Genomic DNA, 18,350 nt, shown 5'->3' on the forward strand with positions numbered 1-18,350 from the left:
AGAGGGCTTCAAGCTTTTCTTCCTCTGCGAGCGAATTTTGCTGGTTCGAACTACCCATGCGTTTTTGCAGCTTTACCAGAGGTTGATCTCTAGGGTTCCTTCGAGCGAAGATAACCAAAATTCAGCACTAGTCTTACCGATGTAGTGTTTGGCAATTTGTAGCTAATAAACATGGAGTGTATTATGAGAGCTTTTTTATCGCACTCAAGTAAAGACAAGAAACACTACGTCGAACGGGTTGCTGATTGGCTAGGCAAGGATAACATACACTACGACGCCTGGACCTTCGAAGAGGGTGAGCGCCCACTAGACGAAATACTTAGCGGCTTAGATAGGGCGGACATATTTGTTATATTTCTCTCCTCGAACGCACTATCATCTGAATGGGTTATTCGTGAGATAGTTGAGGCGGAAGTTAGACTTGAAGCATCGCTCCTCGAAAAAGTCTTTCCGATTATAATAGAAGACGGACTAACTTATGAGGACAAGCGAATCCCCGACTGGCTGCGAGACAACTATAATGTGAAGCCCATTAAACGACCTTTTGTCGCTGCGAGGCGAATCCATAATAAATTGAGGGAGTTGAGTTGGTCTCGCCATCCAGAGCTAAAAAAAAGGCAAGAAATTTTTGTTGGTCGCAACGACAAGCAAGAAGAATTCGAAATTAGAATTCATGATTTCGACAGAATTAAACCTACCGTGATTGTAGCATCAGGATTACCAGGCGTAGGTAGGCGAACTTTCCTACAAAGAGCCTTGAACAAAACCAATATATCTCGATCTCCTCACAATTCGTCTGCCATCGTTTTAGATAGAAACGTATCGATCGAAGATTTTATATACAAGCTGAATGATTTAGGATTGGTCGATCTGGACGGAGATATTCTATCTCTGACAGATGCAAGCCTTAAAGTCAAATCGGAAACAATACACAAAATAATGAAAGCAGCATACGACTCTAACGAGATAATCTATCTTGTAGATGAAGGATGCATAGTCAACTATAAAAGAGAGTTATCAGAGTGGTTTAGAGAGGTTATTGACACGTATAACGGCAGTGACTTCCCGGTCTTCTGCCTGGCGTCAAAATATAGAGTTCATATAGGCTCACGCCCAAGAAATAATAAATATTATTTTATCGAGCTTAATGAGTTGAGCCCGAATGAAAGAAAGCGATTCCTTAGCCAGTTGTCTGATCTATACAAATTGCGACTAGATAAAAAAGATTTCGATGATATCAGCGATCTATTACACGGATTCCCCGATCAAGTCATGTTTGCCGTGGATATTCTTCGCGAAGACAACCTGACATCGGTAGTCGACAAGCTACCCCTAATTACCTCTTACAGTTACGACAAGGCTGCTGCTCTTCTAAACAAGTATGAAGGCAATGAAGATGTATTGGACTTTATTCGACTACTGTCTCAATTTGAAGTAATCTCCTCAGACTTTGTATTTTCGATAGTAGAGGAAGAGCGCTTCTATCCGTTGCTAGAAGAACTGGCTTCTGAAAACATTATCGAGATGCTCGGTGTGGATGGCGAAATAATTCGACTGAATGATATCATACGTGACTTCATAAAAAGGAACCGCTTCAAGCTGAAAGATAGTTATTCGCGCGGCATCAAGGAACAAGTCCAAATGATTGCCAAAAGCGATGACGTATTTGAACGTGATTCATCGGAGTTCATTTTTACAATAAAAGAAGCTTTAAAAACAGGCATAGATATTGATGAGCGTTTTTTAATCCCATCTCATTATCTAAGATGTATGAAAGACCTATATTACACCAAGGGTAATTTGGAGCGAATCATCGAACTTGCAGACATCGTGCTGCAAAAGCAAGAGAACCTAGAGAAAGGCGTCCTGCAAGATATAAGATATTATCTGTGCCTTGCTCTTGCCAAAAAGAAAAACCAGCGAATGCTAAGTGAGGTTCAAGGAATCAAAGGAGATGAGCATAACTTTTTGCTTGGGTATTACTATCGACTGCAAGGTCGTTTCAATGAAGCGCTGACTCAATTCAATAAAATAGTAGATGCGGCATACGTAGCGGCGCGCGCTAAGCGAGAAATTGTCCAAGTATACGTTCAATTGGAAGAGTATGATAAAGCTCTTGGGTTTGCTAAGCGAAATTACGAAGAAAACCGAAACAATCAATTTCATTTGCAGGCATACTTTAACTGCTTAATAAATTCAGAAAACCCTGTTGCAAATAGAGGGCAACTAGAAAGGCTGATCATAGAGTTAAGATTCATTGACTCTGAACAGTCGCGGGAAATGGCCGACATCGCAGACGCACTATTTCAGGCAAAAGTAGCCAATGATCGCCAAGCAGCGCTCGACAAAATAAATGATTGCATAGCAGCTTACCCAGGCAATCACTATCCAATATTAACTTATTGCGATATTTCACTTAAGTATTTAGACGCCGACCTTCTTAGAGATGCGCTCTACCGCCTAAATCAAATCAGCAAGGAAAAAGATCTTTCTGCTCGGACAGTTAATAAATACAAGGCTTTCCTTATGGCTCTTGAAGGGAATGTCCAAGGAGCCTTGAGGATTATTGAGTCGGACATATCACGCTATCCTAATGAGAGCAAGGCGCGTTTAATTTCTCGTATTGAAGCTGTAGCTGTAGCTGTAGCCAAACGCTGAAAAATACAATTAATACAAGAGGGTGCGTCAAATAAGCACCCTCTTGACTTCGCGAAAGACAGCTTTAGGAAAAGCAACCGCAGGGTTGTATTTAGAAGCCAGGTTGTGGATCGGGATTCGAACCCCACCAACCTGCTACGCAGGCCGCTGTCGACCGTAGAAATACTCACCCAACCATTTGAATCGCGGCCTGAAAAGGTCTAGACCGGCCCTAAATGTGCCCTAAAATGGGCGCTTCTACTCCAGCAGTCCAAGGACGGAATCTCTGCCTACGCCAATTAGAGACACAAACCATGTCGAGAGAACATATTCCAGCGTCGGTACAACGAGCAGTTCTAGTGGAGGCGGGGCATCGATGCGCAATCCCGACGTGCAGATCAACCACTACAGAGATCGCCCATATCGTTCCATGGGCTGAGACGCAGGATAACTCGTTCGAAAACCTGATTGCACTATGCCCAAATTGTCATACCCGCTTTGACCAGAAAAAGGACATCGACCGCCTTTCTGTTCGTAAGTACAAGCAGAATTTGGGCATTCTGAACAACCGGTACGGCGAGTGCGAGCGGCGCCTTTTTTCGATCCTGGCGAAAAATGGGGAGCGCATTTTTGTATTGGGGCCAGGCGGGGATGTACTCGTGGCTAATGCGGTTCAAGACGGCTTCTTTGAGGACAAACAGGTTAAAGGCATGTCCTTCGACATAACCTCCTCTGATGGTTTCTCCAAGCAGTTCCCTATGACCTTTACGTACTGGGTCACCGATGCTGGGATGGCCTTCATAAAGCACTATATGGAAGGTTCCGATCTCAACTGATCAAACTTAAGCACACCCCGATTGTGTTGGAGTGCTAGCGCAAAAAAAGCCCTACGATCCCGATAATGAAGGGATTTAGGGCTTTTTTTACATGTCGCGGTTACTTTTCATTTGAAATAGTTAAATGCCCCCCTGGACTCTGGCTTATTTTCGTTGCCAAAAATGAAATTCGGGCATACCGACGAACACAAAAAACCAGTCAAAATCTAACATCCCCGTCCAAAAAAAATAACCATTCCGCAACAAAGAAATAGGTAACAGCGTTGATTCATCTGTGGGAAGCGGACGAGATGACGCGAAGTAAAAGTCAAAACAAATCGCTAGCGACCATATCCTTTCCACGATCGACGTTGCTGGCAACTCGCTTCTATGCTATGCCATAAAAGCAGTACTTTAGGATTAACCTATGTGTCAGGCTAGGTGTTCTCTTTTGTTTGCAAGAACCTGCATGCATAAAAATTGCTCAGTAATCCTCCGTCGGAACAAGGAGTTTTTGATGAAAGCCAAAACTATTGCGACCGCAGCAGCCTTGCTAGTTCTATGTAACATATCCGGGTGCGCCACTGTAGACACATCAAACTCACTAGTTAACAGTGACGTTCAATTAATACCCCTCTCGATGCCAATGCCAGTTAAAACAATTGAGATATACAATGAAAAAACTAAAAAAAGAGTAGACGCTGACGTTTTATCCCTGAAGTCCTCGGACATCAGGGCCAGACTAACTGGCTACGACACGTTCGTCACTATTGAACAATTTAACTCTTCTGGATCGCTAACCTACCTAGGTTCCGGAGGAAAAGTTTCTCGAGGCAAATATAGAGTAACTTTTGACTATACTAACTACACCAACCAAAAAGTTTCCTTCAACGATTCCGACAAACCAGCGATAGGACGAATCGGGGTTGGACTTAGGATTACCGCCGACTTAACCACCTCTGCCAATGAAGTTGACTTAAGCGGACTACTTCCACTTGGCTTCGCAGCTGAGGACAAAAAAGTCACAGGCAGCCTCAGATTTCTTGTTTACGGAATGAGCAACGATAAAATCCCTCTTGCTGCTCCAACGCAACAAATTCTCGACGTGAGCGCGATCCAAAAATCCTTCGAAGCCGCTGCGACAGTTAGAGTACTTTTCGGACTTGAGGAGACAAGGTTAGAGCCATGGCTAATTGGTGTTTCGGGAGTGAAGCCTGCTGAAGCTGACCAAGCAATAAAGGCAGCAACTAACAAGCTAATCAAATAGCCATCAAGAAAACTTATCTAATGCTCGACCTAATAAAGAGAGCTCCATGAAAATCATCGTAAGTTCCAAGCACAAATCAATACCAAGCGGCGTGACTTTTGATGCCCCCGACTTCTGTGTACTCACCGGAAAAAACGGTAGCGGAAAAAGCCACTTACTTGAAGCCATTTCAAATAAATCTACTGCACAAGTCTATATTAACGACAAGCAGGCTTTGAATATACTGCATTTTGGCCTCAATGGATTAAACCCAAGGATAGAGGAAACTTTCGATCCATCTCAGACAGCGAACATGATCCAAGAGTTTCAGAGTCAGATAAACAGCATTGGAGAGCAAGGCCTTTATCAAGGCAAGGACATAGGACAACTTTTAGAGGCCTTAACACAACGTAGCAACACCAACGACACCAACAAAAAACTTGTTAACACCATCAAAAAACTTGTACAACAGACTGGAAAGTTCCCGTACGAGCTAACAGCATCAGACATATTAACTCATATTAACTTCGCAGACATTGCAAACAATTCAATATTCTACACACAGTTCGCAATGATCTTTAAAACTTATTGCATCAGGCAAGTAAAAAATGACGTAGCACGGCTTCATGCCTCCACACCGGGAGCTACCCAAAGCCTCAGCCCTGCGGATTTTATTACAAAGTACGGACCGCCGCCTTGGGAGCTGGTAAATAGCATACTCACACTTGCGAATCTCCCATATGAAGTATCAACACCAGAGCTCGCTGATTTTGAGCTTTCATTTCGACTTCTTCTAAAAGATAAAATAAGTGGAGTTGAAATCTCGGCAAATGATCTATCATCGGGCGAAAAGGTTCTAATGTCACTGGCACTAGCCATCTACAATACAAATGAAGGAGGCCACCTTCCCGACTTGCTATTGCTCGATGAGCCCGACGCCCCTTTGCATCCTCAGTTTTCCAAGCTGTTGATTGACATACTGACAGAGGTGATAGTTAAAGATGCTGGCGTCAAGGTGATTATCACAACACACTCACCATCAACAGTGGCTATGGCGCCTGAGAACAGTGTTTTTGAAATAGATAAAATGACAAGAACACCGTTCATGGTAAGCAACTCCCACGCTGTTCGTACGCTGACAGAAGGCGTTGATTTTCTTCGTGTTACCTTTGAAAGCAGGCGACAAATTTTTGTTGAAAGCAAATATGACGTAATATATTTCGACAAACTTTTTAGTGCATCTTCCAGACTGCGCGACTTTACCTTTCAGCCTGTATTTATAGAGCCACATAGCGGAACTTCAAATTGCACAGACGTAATATCAATTGTTGACCGACTCCGATCCAATGGAAATGATTTGGTTTGGGGCATCATCGATTTTGACAATACAAACAAATCAACCGAATCGATCACAGTATTGGGAAGCGGTGCCAGATATGCAGTTGAGCATTACCTCCTAGACCCTCTCTACGTTTGCTTTTGCTTAATCCGACATATTAAAAAAACATTTTCCGATTTTGGGGTGAGCGGCGACAAGATCCGTTACACAGATATTCCGTATCTTTCTCAGCACGAATGCCAAACAATGATTGACAATTTTCTCATACAAACCGGCATACCCTTAGACGACCTTGTACCCACAAAACTACATAACAACTTCGAGCTAAACTACCCGAGTTCATTCCTTTTACTCCAAGGACATGACTATGAAGAAAAACTTAAAAATACCTTTCCTGAGTTAGGAGAGATAGCTCGAGGCAAAGGAGACGCAGTACTTAAGCTAGGAGTTATGGAGGCTATATTGGACTACCCACAGTTTTTGCCTGTCGAAATTCTCGAGACATTTTCGACAATCCTGGAGCCGTAAACCTGACTCGATACCAGCAACCGGTAGAAGGTTGCGGCCTGTACTGGTAATCCCCCGATAGCTTACTAGCAACGCCCCTTACTGCGATCGAGCATGGCAGCGATGCAAAAAAAGCCCCGTGGCCTTTATAAGGCCCGGGGCTCAACTGTTTGCGTGGCAAACATGTGTCTGCTATTGAATGGCATAAATTGGCATCTGATGTGCCTTATTTCTGCCTCATTCCTTCAATCTAAAAAAGCCCTCCAAACTCCGCTGGCTGCCAATTCATAATCACCAGTTCTCCGGTGACATCGGTTTTTCCATGCCGCTGGTTGGTGTTGCTATAACGGATTTCCAGTGTTTCAAAATAAAAACCCTCAAACACCCGCCGAATATCCGGGTGATCGTTGATGCTGACCATCACCTTACCTTTGCAGCGCCGCATGAAGTCCGCCATTCGGTCGTAATTCTCGAAAGGAAAGTCCACGCCATAGCCGGCGGTCTGCCAATAAGGCGGGTCCATGTAGTGGAAGGTGTGGGCTCGATCGTAGCGCTCGGCGCATTCCAGCCAAGGCAGGTGTTCGACATAGGTACCCGACAGGCGTTGCCAAGCGGCCGAGAGGTTTTCCTCGATCCGCAGCAGGTTAATGGCCGGACCGGTGGTCGCGGTACCAAACGTCTGCCCGGTGACTTTGCCGGCGAAGGCATGGTGCTGCAGGTAAAAGAATCGGGCGGCACGCTGGATGTCGGTGAGGGTTTCGGGGCGGGTCATCTTCTGCCACTCGAACACCTGGCGCGAGCTGAGCGCCCATTTGAACTGGCGCACGAACTCTTCAAGGTGGTTCTGCACGACGCGGTACAGCGTGACCAAATCACCATTGATGTCGTTGAGGACTTCGACGGGCGCCGCCTGAGGGCGCATGAAGTACAGCGCGGCACCGCCGGCAAAGACTTCAACGTAGCACTCGTGTGGCGGGAAGAGCGGAATGAGGCGATCGGCCAGGCGGCGTTTGCCGCCCATCCAAGGGATGATGGGAGAGGACATAAATAGCAAGACCTTTACTGTATATATGAACAGGTGCTAGGCTCGCCGCGCTTTGTGCACGGAGCAAGAGCCTTGGCTGGACTTGCAGGGACGATCTGCAGGGACGGCGGCTGGTCTGAATGTTGACGCATTCACACCGGCCGCTCTTTTTTTCGATATTTAGTTACTCAACTTAGGCTGCAGGATCACCCGAGCCACCATCACAAGAAGTCCAAGGACGCCATAAGCTGCAGGCGGCAGTACCGCCTGCAACTGAGGCAGTAACTGCTCAGCGATACCCAATGCTGCAATAGCACCGCCAGCCTGAACGCTGGACATCTTCAAAGCAGCTTTCCAATTACTAATCAGTTGCATATTTTGTTGCCTCGGGTGTTGAGAAAGGTTCAGGCCAGTGCCTTCAGCGCGACCTGGTAAAACGCAAACTTCAGTGCCGCAGGGTTCACGGCACATCCTTGAAGAAAATGTGGCGCCCGAGCTTCAGCGTCTGCTTGGCGTCCTTAATCCACTTAGGTGGTATTGGCATGGTGGTCGCGAAATAATGGGTCGCTCCGCCCGTTGGATCTGAAACCTTGCCCGCCATCACCTGGTCGGCAGCGATCTGCGCTTGAGCAAACTCGCGAAACGGAATCGACTTGGCGCCACTCAGGTAGGCGTAATTCGGATCGTTCCTGTTCCAGCAGCTGAACTGGTACGGCTTCTGGCACACACCGGCATAGCCCTCGCCCCACCACGACTTGGCCTTGCCGTCGTTCACACGGTTGCGGATGGTCCACGCCACGGCGATCTGGCCCGCCAGCGATTCGCCGCGGGCCTCGCCCCACAGTGTGCGGGCGAGGATGTCGCGGTCTTTTTCAGTTTCAACCATCACTATTCTCCAGACGAAAAAAAACCCGCCGGAGCGGGTCACAGGTATTGCTGCTGACTAGCAATCCACAGCACCGACGAATCCTGGAAGCGTCTTCAGGTGCGCATAGGCCTGCTCCAGCGGATTGCCGCCATCGATGTCATAAGGCGCTTCCTTGATTTCGCTTTGAAACACCTCCGCCTCAGGACTACTGCGGTACTGAACACCAAAGGTCATCATCCTGTTACCCATGGCAATAGCGGGCATGACCGCTGTGATGTGGGCATCGATGACGGTGATGCCTTTGAATTCGATGGTCTTCTTGATAGACATGCTCAATTCCTTAGTTAGGGATACGGAGTGTTCGATAGCCAACACCTGCGGAGTCCATAGGACCCAACTCGATACGATCAAAAGAGGTAGCACCGTTCTTGATCAGCTTGACCGACAGCGCAGTCTTCCCTGAGGAAAGTCCCGAATCATCAATCGATGCGACAGTCTCCAACGATTTGTTGCGCCAGCGGTATTTTCCGGAATCCCCCAGGTTGAAGGTCGTGTAAAACTGATCCGTTTGCTCGCTCGCTCCATTCGGTAGCACGCGATAAAACTGCTGATCGACAGTAACCACGAATTCTTTACGCGTGGACACTTCGCTTGAGTAGCCCGCCACAAAGTTACTGGAAAGCGTTCCAGCGCCAAACACTACCACCCCGGAGCTCACAAGCGCTTCGGGGTTAACGCCACCGGTGAGCACCCCGTAGTTATTCAATCCACCCTCGCCTGTAAATTCGAAAATAGCCTTGACCGTTGAGTAATAGTTAACGCCCTCAGCAAAGCAGGCATTCGCCTTGCGGAAGAGGTACAACGGATTAAGCACGGCAGCCACTGCGGAAAAATAGGGTCTCGGGTCCACCGATCGGCAGTTGAGCGGCAACAGCTGGCCGCTGGCCGTGCCGCCATGGAAAATAACTCCCGGCCCTTCGACATTCTCAAAGGTGGTGTTGTAATCCCAATTATCGCGCGACCACTCACCATACTGGATGACAGCGTTGAAATTGGCGGCATTGCCAAACTTGACCATGTTCGCACCCGCGCAGGTGTTGAGCTTGACCCCGCGGGATTCGGTGTTTCTGCCGACTGCGAAGCCCACAGCGCTGTTCTCAGCCAGCGTAAAACCAAAGGCTTTGCAAAGATTGACCTCGCTTTCAAAGATGCCATCGAGCAAGAACACATCGGTTTTGATGCCATGTTGAGGCAGCGCAATCACCTGCTCGATTTTGACGCCTTGGCACATCTTGCCGGTCGCCACGCCTGTACCACCGCCGGCCTTGTTGGTTTTAAAGGCGGTACCGGAGAAGTTTCTGATATAGACGCGCTTTGCATAGCTCCCATCCCGGGCGCCAAACATGGCGACACCTGGAATATCACGGCCACCCACATCGATCGTGAGCGCAGAAAGACCCAGATGAGTCGACACTTCTGCAGCCGCAGTTGAGTCGCCCAACTCAACCACACAGTCACCGATGAACCCGGCGCCTGGCCCACCCAGCGGGTCAAGAATAAGACCGGCAGAGTCGATGCCGTCACCAACGAGCTGCGCGCCGGTCACTTTGGTCGTGATCTTGCGCTTGACCTTGAGGGGATACGGAATCAGGACTTTCTTGCCCTTTTGCAGCGCCGCGTTGATTGCCGTGTCCCAATACCAGGTGGCCGGTTCGGCGGGGTCAATCTTGTCTGCCAGTGGGATGACATGGAGGTACTCCCAGACATTCAAGGTCTGAGCACTCAACATGCCGGCCACCGTATAAGCGCCCCGGCCGAAGACTCCCCGTATGAACGCCACCATTCCACCCCCCTTCCCCGGGTCAGTGGCATCACCAAGCTCGCTCATAATCATTTGCCCATCGGCATTTGGCGTAAGCCAAACAATGCCGGTGAAGACACGTTCGATGCCCATGGTGGTATTGAAATATCTATCCCCTGTCGACAGAGGCTGCCCCAGCGGATTGGCAGCGGGATCAGCCGCTAGAGGCCCGAAGTTTCGCCCTGCATAGGCTAAAGCGCCCTCAGCAAATGTTCTCGATGCTTCCGAAAATGCCTCTGCCGCATCCGCAGATTGCCGAGCCGAACTTTCCACCCGATCTAACAGATACCGTGTGGGAATTCTCTTTCCGGTATCAACAGCTGCCCCGTTAACATTCTGGTAAATCGCATAGGCGGCTTCATCTTCAGGGGCTACAACCTGAAAGATCTTGCCGTTAACAGTCGCAGCGAGCCCCTGTGCAATGGTGCGATAGACACCGTTGGTCAATGCAAGCACATCGTCGGGGTCCGTTATAACGATGTCTCGGATCAAGGGAGCCGAATACCCACCGCGATGGATCTGCACATCGATTCGATTCGTGCTTGTGTAAAAAAATACGCGGGCATTTTTGTCAGCAAGAAACGGATTGCCAAGAGGTGTATTGCCTAATGAGTCCAAAAACAGCGCAGCACGTGCCTGCGTGCCACTCACAAACACATCTACCGTTGCGCCGGGCACCAGGGCGCCGTCCTCAGCCCGGGCGGCGAAGAATTGAATGGGTTGCATAATGGCTCTCTATCAGGTGTTAAAGGTGATCGCCGGAGCGAAGTTGAGCTGACTGCGCGTGCTGCTCCAGGTGTCGTAAGCAGCGGCACAGAGGTAGTAGGTAGTGCCGGCAATCAAACCGGTGATTTCCCCAGAACGGGACGCCCCCTGATAGCCAACCGCTCCGGCAAAGGTCGGGTCGAAACCAGCGACGGTGGAATACACGAACATGTAACCGGCGGCGTCTGCTGCACTGCTGGCATCGCAGCTCACACCAGCCGTAGTGCCGCTGACCGCCGCCGCGGTGCCGGTCACCGCCTCCGGTGCCGTATTGGTGACCAACACTGAAGCCAACGGCGCGCTGCCGGCAGCGTTGCGCTCGATGATCTCCACGCGGTAACTGCGCAGCAGCGCGCCGTCGACCAAGGCGTCAGCCCGCTGGTAGGTGAAGGCCGTGCTGGTAGTCGATACCTGACGCAGCAACGCATTGCTGCCGGCGTTGCGGATCCGCACCAGCCGATCCTCCGCGCGCGCCCCGGCCGTCCAGCTGACAGTGAAGTACGGCGCTTCGAATGAGCCGACCAGCGCCAGGTTCTGCGCCGACGCAGGTACCACCCGCGCGGGCGACAAGGTGACGCTGTACGCCGTGACGTCCGCCAGATCCTCCAGCGCCCGGCCGTACACGTTGAACGAGCGAAACTTGACCCACACGGTTCTGCCGATCTGATCCTGGGCGTAACTGTATTTCCAGACGGCATCATCCAGACGCACAAACGGTGCCCCGGGCGGATGGCTGGCCACCGGCGAGCTGAGTCGTCCACGTCGCAGGTAGCCCAACTGATAGGCACCCACGCCGGTTAGCGTGGCATCGCGGTAGCTGAGCAGCTCCCCGTCCACCCAGCACAGGGTGGCGCCGCTGTCCGCCTCGGCGGTAGTCGCGGCCGCCAGTTCGTCCGGTGCCACCAGTTGCACGGACAGGGTATTGACCGTGTCCGGATCGTTGCCGATGGCCAGCGTGGCCGTGAGTTGGCCCATGCGGGCCCGACCATAGATGGTTTCAGCCATCCGATAGCTGTCACCGTCGGCGCTAATCCAGATCTCGCAGCCGCCCCAGTTCGGGCTCGCACCCGCCACGGCGCCCCACACTTGCAACTGACCAGCTAGCAACAGGCTTTCCGGGGGATTGAACATGATCGGCGCCAAGGCCGGACCGGGTGCGACATTCTGATTGCTCTGAAAACCACTTTTGCTCTGTACCGGGTAATTCGGCGCACTGCCAACACCCAGCAACGCATCTTCGGCCACCACGGCCAATTTGCCCTCTTCGTCTTCCTCGACCGAGATCAAACGGACTAAGCGCTGCTGCAGGTTCAACCCCGGCTCGGTAATGGTGACCAGGTCCATCGGCTCAAGCAGCACATGCTGCCAGCCCAGGGAGAACTGGTATTCATTGCGCACATAGAGCTTGCGCTGAACCAGCAACTGCGCGGCATGCGCACCAATCGCCACCTCGCAAATCTCATAGGCCTTGATCGTCTCCATCGGTCGCGAGCCGAACTGCTCGATGGCCGCCTGATCGGTGCCGCGCACCACATCGGTGTTGTACTCGTGAGCGCGATCGAGAATCTCCAGCGAGACTTCGTTGTAGCTGTCCGCCTGACTCTTGATCTTCAGTGAAACCGGTGGCTCGCCCTCCTCTGCCAGAAAATCATCATCGGTCAGATCCGCCACTGGCGTGACATCCGGGTACCAGGTCACGCCATTGCCGGTGACAACCTGATCGCCATACGGAATGACCTTGAGCTGACCCGCCGACCAGACCAACTCGCTGTTGGTCAGTTGTAACCAGCGGGCGATCGCTTCACTGGCCGGTGACTGCTCGTCGAGCACCGGGCTCAACAACAGGTTTTCAGCCAAACAGTAATTGCGATAATTGCTTAGGTCGGCAATCCACGCCGGGTTGAATCCAATGCCGTCCAAAGGATCGAGCAGTAACCCTGACAAGAACTCCCCGGGATTGGCGTCCGGCAACCCCGGCACTTGATAGGGACCGTCTACCTCGAACGTGTGGTTCTGGACCCCGGCGCTATCGTTGAGCAGGTACCGACCGGCATACACATAAGCGGTGTCCGCGTAGGCGATAGCCTCGGCGGGATGCTTGGTTTCGAGAAAGCCCCACACCGGTTGGTCCCGATCACCCCGGGCAAAGCTGAAACCCGCCTGCGCCAAGGCCGACTGAGTCACCCCGTTGATGACCGCTTCGGCAAACACTTCCTTGTCACGAAAAATGCGGTGAACAGCACCCAACGTCCCGCGACCGATCGCGAGGATCAGCGCCGCGTAGTAGGTGTAGGTGGTGTCTTTTTGGGTCGCCCCACCGCCGCCCTTGCCACCCGACTTTTTCTTCGTGGTCTTCGCCACGGCTTCAAAGTCGGTGTAATAAATCAGGTTGGGACTGATGCGGTTGCGGCCGGCGAGCCAGGCAATCGGTTTCCCGCTCGCGCTGCTCTGAACTTGCAGCGCATTGATACGCGTGGCGCTGTTAGAGATCGTGGTGCTGCTGCCCCCCATCGCTGACTCCATATAGATTGAGTGTGTAGTAACGCACCAGCTGGCTGGCCAGCCGTTCCTCGCGCATGTCTGCGTATTCCACGCCAATATCGCGGTAGGCATGGATGACCCGGTGTTCATCGATTACCACCGCGCCGTGGCTGTAGGTGCGGCCGAAACGCCACACCGCCATGTCGCCGTGTTGAGGTGTCTCCACTGGGTGGCCGTACCGGTCGAGCCAGTCCAGGTAGCGTTCCTCGCTGCGATGCAGGTGCCAGTCCTGGGCATAGGGTCCGGGGTCAATCAAGGGCATCAGTCCGACCGCGTTGTAGACCTCGATCAACAGCCAGGCACAGTCGACACCAACACCCAGCAAGTGCTGACGGTGCTGGTACGGTGTGCGCAGCCAGCGTGCGGCCTCGGCCACCACCGCAGCGCGCTGTTGAGCTTCAAGCGCATTCATATGGACGTCTCCGCGACCGGGACGAAGGGCATGCCGCGATAACGCGCGCGGTTGCCGAACTTGTTGGTGCAGGCATCCAGCGTGCGCGGGCAGCCCGGATAAATCAGGAACTGGTCGCCCGGGACAGGCACCGCGGGCACGCCGAGGATCATCGTGACCGCGCCGTCACCGGTTTGCCGACGCACCGTGCGGGCCACACCGGCGTTCGCCCCGTTGACGAAGCGAATCACCCCTTGGTCGAACCAGCCCTGCTCCGCCATCACGTTGGAGTTGATCCGCAGGGCGGTATTGTTGCCGGCCTGGACAGTGCCGGCTGTCTGGAACAACGCCCGATTCACCCCGCAATCGACGCTGTACACCGTGCGCAAACACGACGGCTGATACACGCCCCGAGGGACTTTGGTATCCAGCAACTCCATCGGCGACTTGACCGTGACGGTTGCCTGCTCACGATCGACGGGATCGACCTCGGCCACCCGGCCGATGAAGCGCGTTACCGTTCCAATCACCGGCTTCCCCCAGTCCGCCATGAAGGCCCGGGCCAGATTTAACGTCGCGCCATCGAAGCCGCCGCCGGCAATGAAGGGCAGCACCGACTCCCCAAGCACCGTGTCGTTCAGCCCGGCAGTGAAGGTGACGTTCAAGGTATCCACCTCGATGCCGCGCACCGCCCGCACCCCGGTGCGTTTGATCAGCGGGCCGCTGGCCAAGTAGTTCTGCCCGGCGTAGTAAATCTGCAGGCCGGCATCGGTGTAGCGCAGCACTTGGCCGCTGGCCAAGGCAATCGTGTACAGGTCTGCCATCACGAAGCTGCGCGCCGTGGCCAGGAACTGTTTCAACTCTGGGCTGGCATCGATCATGGTTTGATACTCGTAAAGGCGATGTTCTTCATTTCCCAAATCGTCCGGAACGGCTGTGCGCCATCCAGCGAGTCGGCATCGAAGGCACAGCGGAAATAGAACGCGCCGCTCCACACCAGTGACGCCCCGTTGGGTGGTGGCACGGCAAACGTGACCAGACCCAGTTCATCGACGCTGTAGGCCAACGTCAGAACGCCATCCACCGTCAGTGCATCAATGTTGACGACGCCATACACCGGCTCGACCCAACCGCCGATAGCGCGGGAAAGCTGAAACCTGACGGTGGTGCCGTCGCCGGTACCGAACCGTTGAAGTGTCACCAGGTGATCAAAGCGATCGAAGTACAGGAACTCGCCGAACTGCCCTTTGCGGCTGTTGAAGAAGTCCACCAACCGCGACCATTCATCCAGCCCCGGCCGCTTGCGCACCGCGTTGTAACTGATCTGGAATGACCACAACGGTGCTGAGTAATACGCGGTGGTGCGACGTCGGCCGCTGGCCGCCTTTTGTACCCCCGTGCTCCACTCCGGTGCCTTTTTCGACAGCAGTGTTTGCCCCGGCATGCGCGGCAACACCCCGTCGCTCACCTCACCCACGTCTGGATAACTGGCGATCCAGCGTGGTGGCCAGAACGGACCTAATGGCATGATTCCCCCCTATGCCTTGATGGCACCGTTGCGCCGCATTTTTTGCATCTCTTCAGCAAACGCCCGGGCATTGCGCCGGATGTCTGCCGGCGTCATCCGGCCGCTGTAATCGTTGTAGTGGTAGGTGCCACCGCCACCCAGTTGCCCGTCGCCATTCGCCGCCTGGCGGATGACGTTGGCGTACTGCTTGGGCAGCACCATTTCCTGTTCGTGAAGTTGGGTCATCGGGTTGGTACCCGCCGGAATGTCGTAGCCGCCTTCGGCCGACGCCACGTTTTTCACCATACCAAACACGAAGGCGCCGGCCGCCGCAGCGGCAGCGACTCCCAGCACGGGACCGATGATGGGAATCGCAGACATGGCCGCAAAGGCACCCGCCATCGCTTGCCATGCACTGGCGATAATGTTCTTCATCGTGGCTGCACCCCAGATCGCCACGGACATGGCCGCACCACCCGCCTCGGCGGCGGTACGCACACCAACGCCGGCCACCGTCGCGCCGGTTTTGGCGGTTTCCCCGAACATCCAGGCCATCAACGGCTTGGTCACCATGTTCTCGATGAACGCGGTGCCGATATTGCCGAAGATGCCCTGCAGTAACCCTTGAGTACTCATCGTCCCGGACAGGATGCCGCTGAGGCCGCCGGACCAACTCGACTGGATGCTGCTGAGCATGCCGGACCAGTTGCTCTGGGACTCCATGGTTTGCTGCCGGCCGATGACCGCCATGCTGTTGCGATGCGTTTGCTCCAGCGCCAGGATCTGTTGCTGAACCTGCTGCAGGGCAACGGGGTTGCGGTCCGGGTCCTGCTCCAGCAAAGCCTTGCGCTGTACCAGAGCCTGGGCCTCAATCGCATAACGCTGCTGCTCGAATTCGGCCTGCGCCTGTAACAACTGCCCCTGAGTGATCAGGTTGGCCTGCAGGTCCAATTGGGCCATCTGCTCAGCGTGTGAGATGTCCGCAAGCCGCGCCTGTTGATCAGCTGCCAGCTGTTGCTGTTTCATATTGGTAATTTGCTGCTGCTTCTCGCGCTCAATCGCAACCACTTCAGAGGCCGCCTGGCGATACTCCTCACTGTCCTGCCCGTATAACTGGCGACTGCGATCCAGCACTTGCTGGGCGATCTGCAATCGGGCGTCCATGTTGTTGCGGTACATCTGAGCCTGCGCCTGCAGGTCTGCAAACGCTGAACCTTCGTCCTGCTTACGCAAATTGGTCAGGGCGCCCAAATAATTGCGCTGCACGCTCAACCGCTCGGCAGCACTGAGATCGGTGCGCTGCAGAACTGCCTGCCAATAATCGACTTCCTTCTGCAGGGAAAACTGCTGGAACGTCCCCTGCTCAGCCTGCTGCTGGGTGTGCGCAACCTTCTGCGCATCCAGGACTTCCGCCCACTGACTGACCCGCGACTTAGAAGCGCCCCCAGCTGTCGGCGTGTCCGGCTTGGCCGGAGGTGGTGGTGTGCTCCCCTTCTCCAGCTCTTTACGGTGCTCAATGGCAGCCGAATAAGCTGTTTCAAGTTTTGTGAGACGCATTACCTCCAGGCCGTAGGCCGTCGGGCGTTGCTGCGCCTGCTGCTGGGTAGAAAGACGGGTATCGCCCGTGGCTGCCATCTCGGCGACTTTACGTCGCTGCTCTTCGATTCGAGCCAAACGCGTCTTCATGCCGGCATCGACCTGATCGATCTTATTGGAGGTCAACTGCATGGCTTCCAAGAGCAACCGCTCTTCCTGCAAGGAGCCCTCCAACTGCGCTTTACCGCCGCCACCGCGCGCACCTTTGTTACCCAGGTTGTCCAACATGGCCTCAAGACGCTTGACGTTCCCGGCCACCTCATCAACCGTCACGCCCGTGCCCGTCAACCCCTTCAACACACCGGTGAACCAACTCGCTGTCTCGGCCAAGGTTTTGTTCAGGCTGATAAACGCCGGCTCAAGAATGGTACCGAGGGTGACTTTGAGTTCGTTACTCTTTGTGTCCAGTTCGGCCTGACTGCCCGTCAACCCTTTGGATGCCTTGTCGGCATTACCCACCTGGGCTTCGGTCTCTTGGAGGATTCCGTTTATTTCGCCAAATCGTTTTTGAGCATCCGTTAATTTGTCGCGGGTGGTACCAATGGTTTTCGCGTATTCCTCCCACATTTTTGCAACGTTTTTCGTGACACCAGCATTGTCGACCAAGGCAGAGTTTTCATTCTTGAGACCTTCGGTAGCACCGACTACGGCCTCAGACATGCTGAGGTTCGCCTGCCGATTGAATGCCGCCGCATCTTTCAGACGGCTGATCACTGCCACCGCCTGATCAATGTTGTAACCACGACTCAGCAGGTTCTGCAGCGACTTTGCCGCATCACTTACGCTGATCAATCCGTCTGCCGACAGCTTTTGCGCTTCGTCCATTGCCCGACCGATACCGACGCCAGCATGGTTGGCCACAGCCTCCAGGCCGCGATAGGCCGACTGCTGTTCGAGCAGCGCCGCCTTGCTGTCACTGACAAAATCCTTGATCGCAACCGCCGAAAATACCGCAGCCATTGAAGCGCCCAAGGCCAGCATGTCATCTTTGATTTTGGCTCCGACAAAGCCAAAGGCATCATTGGCCGCCGAACCCAACCGACTGATCTGGGTCTGGCTGCCCACCATATCGGTGTTGATTGCCCTCAACTCGCGATTGAAGGTACTTCGCGCATCACGCATGTTGCGCTCGATGCTTTCTACCGCACGATCAAAACCCTGAGTACCAGCAGTAAACTGGTACGCGATGTTCCTATCCATACCGGCACCCAAAATGCAGACAATAAAAAACTCCGCCATGGCGGAGTTTGTTG

14 protein-coding genes are annotated in these 18,350 nt (G+C 53.1%); 4 read left to right on the top strand and 10 right to left on the bottom strand.

All coding sequences use genetic code 11. The features are described from left to right. The first annotated feature begins 183 nt into the window (after window positions 1-183). The 4 genes from ACM6IK_RS00870 (at window position 184) to ACM6IK_RS00885 (ending at window position 6,565) form a co-directional block, all read left to right on the top strand. Window positions 184-2,658 carry a TIR domain-containing protein gene (locus tag ACM6IK_RS00870; protein WP_414872739.1) on the top strand — a complete coding sequence of 825 codons (2,475 nt, stop codon included), beginning with the start codon at window positions 184-186 and terminating at the stop codon, window positions 2,656-2,658. A gap of 293 nt (window positions 2,659-2,951) precedes the next feature. Next, entirely contained in the window at window positions 2,952-3,473 is a 522-nt protein-coding gene (locus ACM6IK_RS00875; RefSeq protein ID WP_414872740.1) for an HNH endonuclease, read from the top strand. A 496-nt stretch (window positions 3,474-3,969) separates the two neighbouring features. Next, entirely contained in the window at window positions 3,970-4,719 is a 750-nt protein-coding gene (locus ACM6IK_RS00880) for a hypothetical protein (protein WP_414872741.1), read from the top strand. Window positions 4,720-4,765: 46 nt separating this feature from the next. After that, window positions 4,766-6,565, top strand: a complete 1,800-nt coding sequence (locus ACM6IK_RS00885) for an AAA family ATPase (protein ID WP_414872742.1) — start codon at window positions 4,766-4,768, stop codon at window positions 6,563-6,565. A 229-nt stretch (window positions 6,566-6,794) separates the two neighbouring features. On the opposite strand, the gene ACM6IK_RS00890 is transcribed toward ACM6IK_RS00885, so the two are convergent. The 10 genes from ACM6IK_RS00890 to ACM6IK_RS00935 all read right to left on the bottom strand — a co-directional run bounded on the left by ACM6IK_RS00890 (window position 6,795) and on the right by ACM6IK_RS00935 (window position 18,336). Further along, a complete protein-coding gene (locus ACM6IK_RS00890) occupies window positions 6,795-7,589 on the bottom strand; it encodes a DNA adenine methylase (RefSeq protein WP_414872743.1) in 795 nt (264 codons plus the stop codon). A 159-nt stretch (window positions 7,590-7,748) separates the two neighbouring features. Continuing rightward, a complete protein-coding gene (locus ACM6IK_RS00895) occupies window positions 7,749-7,943 on the bottom strand; it encodes a hypothetical protein (protein WP_414872744.1) in 195 nt (64 codons plus the stop codon). Window positions 7,944-8,028: 85 nt separating this feature from the next. Continuing rightward, window positions 8,029-8,454 carry a cell wall hydrolase gene (locus tag ACM6IK_RS00900; protein ID WP_414872745.1) on the bottom strand — a complete coding sequence of 142 codons (426 nt, stop codon included), beginning with the start codon at window positions 8,452-8,454 and terminating at the stop codon, window positions 8,029-8,031. A gap of 57 nt (window positions 8,455-8,511) precedes the next feature. Beyond that, window positions 8,512-8,766, bottom strand: coding sequence for a hypothetical protein (locus ACM6IK_RS00905; protein ID WP_414872746.1), 255 nt, complete (start codon window positions 8,764-8,766; stop codon window positions 8,512-8,514). Between the two features lie 10 nt (window positions 8,767-8,776). Next, window positions 8,777-11,023, bottom strand: a complete 2,247-nt coding sequence (locus ACM6IK_RS00910; RefSeq protein WP_414872747.1) for a hypothetical protein — start codon at window positions 11,021-11,023, stop codon at window positions 8,777-8,779. Between the two features lie 12 nt (window positions 11,024-11,035). Then, window positions 11,036-13,573 carry a phage tail protein gene (locus tag ACM6IK_RS00915; protein WP_414872748.1) on the bottom strand — a complete coding sequence of 846 codons (2,538 nt, stop codon included), beginning with the start codon at window positions 13,571-13,573 and terminating at the stop codon, window positions 11,036-11,038. Continuing rightward, on the bottom strand, window positions 13,545-14,015 hold the full coding sequence (locus tag ACM6IK_RS00920; RefSeq protein ID WP_414872749.1) for an NlpC/P60 family protein: 471 nt from the start codon (window positions 14,013-14,015) through the stop codon (window positions 13,545-13,547). Before ACM6IK_RS00920 ends, ACM6IK_RS00915 begins: the two co-directional genes overlap by 29 nt. Beyond that, window positions 14,012-14,914 carry a DUF2163 domain-containing protein gene (locus tag ACM6IK_RS00925; protein WP_414872750.1) on the bottom strand — a complete coding sequence of 301 codons (903 nt, stop codon included), beginning with the start codon at window positions 14,912-14,914 and terminating at the stop codon, window positions 14,012-14,014. Before ACM6IK_RS00925 ends, ACM6IK_RS00920 begins: the two co-directional genes overlap by 4 nt. Next, complete coding sequence (locus tag ACM6IK_RS00930) at window positions 14,872-15,522, bottom strand: DUF2460 domain-containing protein (RefSeq protein ID WP_414872751.1); 651 nt, start codon at window positions 15,520-15,522, stop codon at window positions 14,872-14,874. The genes ACM6IK_RS00925 and ACM6IK_RS00930 overlap by 43 nt, the downstream gene beginning before the upstream one ends. 9 nt (window positions 15,523-15,531) lie before the next feature. Next, a complete protein-coding gene (locus tag ACM6IK_RS00935) occupies window positions 15,532-18,336 on the bottom strand; it encodes a hypothetical protein (protein WP_414872752.1) in 2,805 nt (934 codons plus the stop codon). Window positions 18,337-18,350 lie beyond the last annotated feature (14 nt).

Source organism: Pseudomonas sp. IT-196MI5 (assembly GCF_949767415.1).
Classification (GTDB): Bacteria; Pseudomonadota; Gammaproteobacteria; order Pseudomonadales; family Pseudomonadaceae; genus Aquipseudomonas.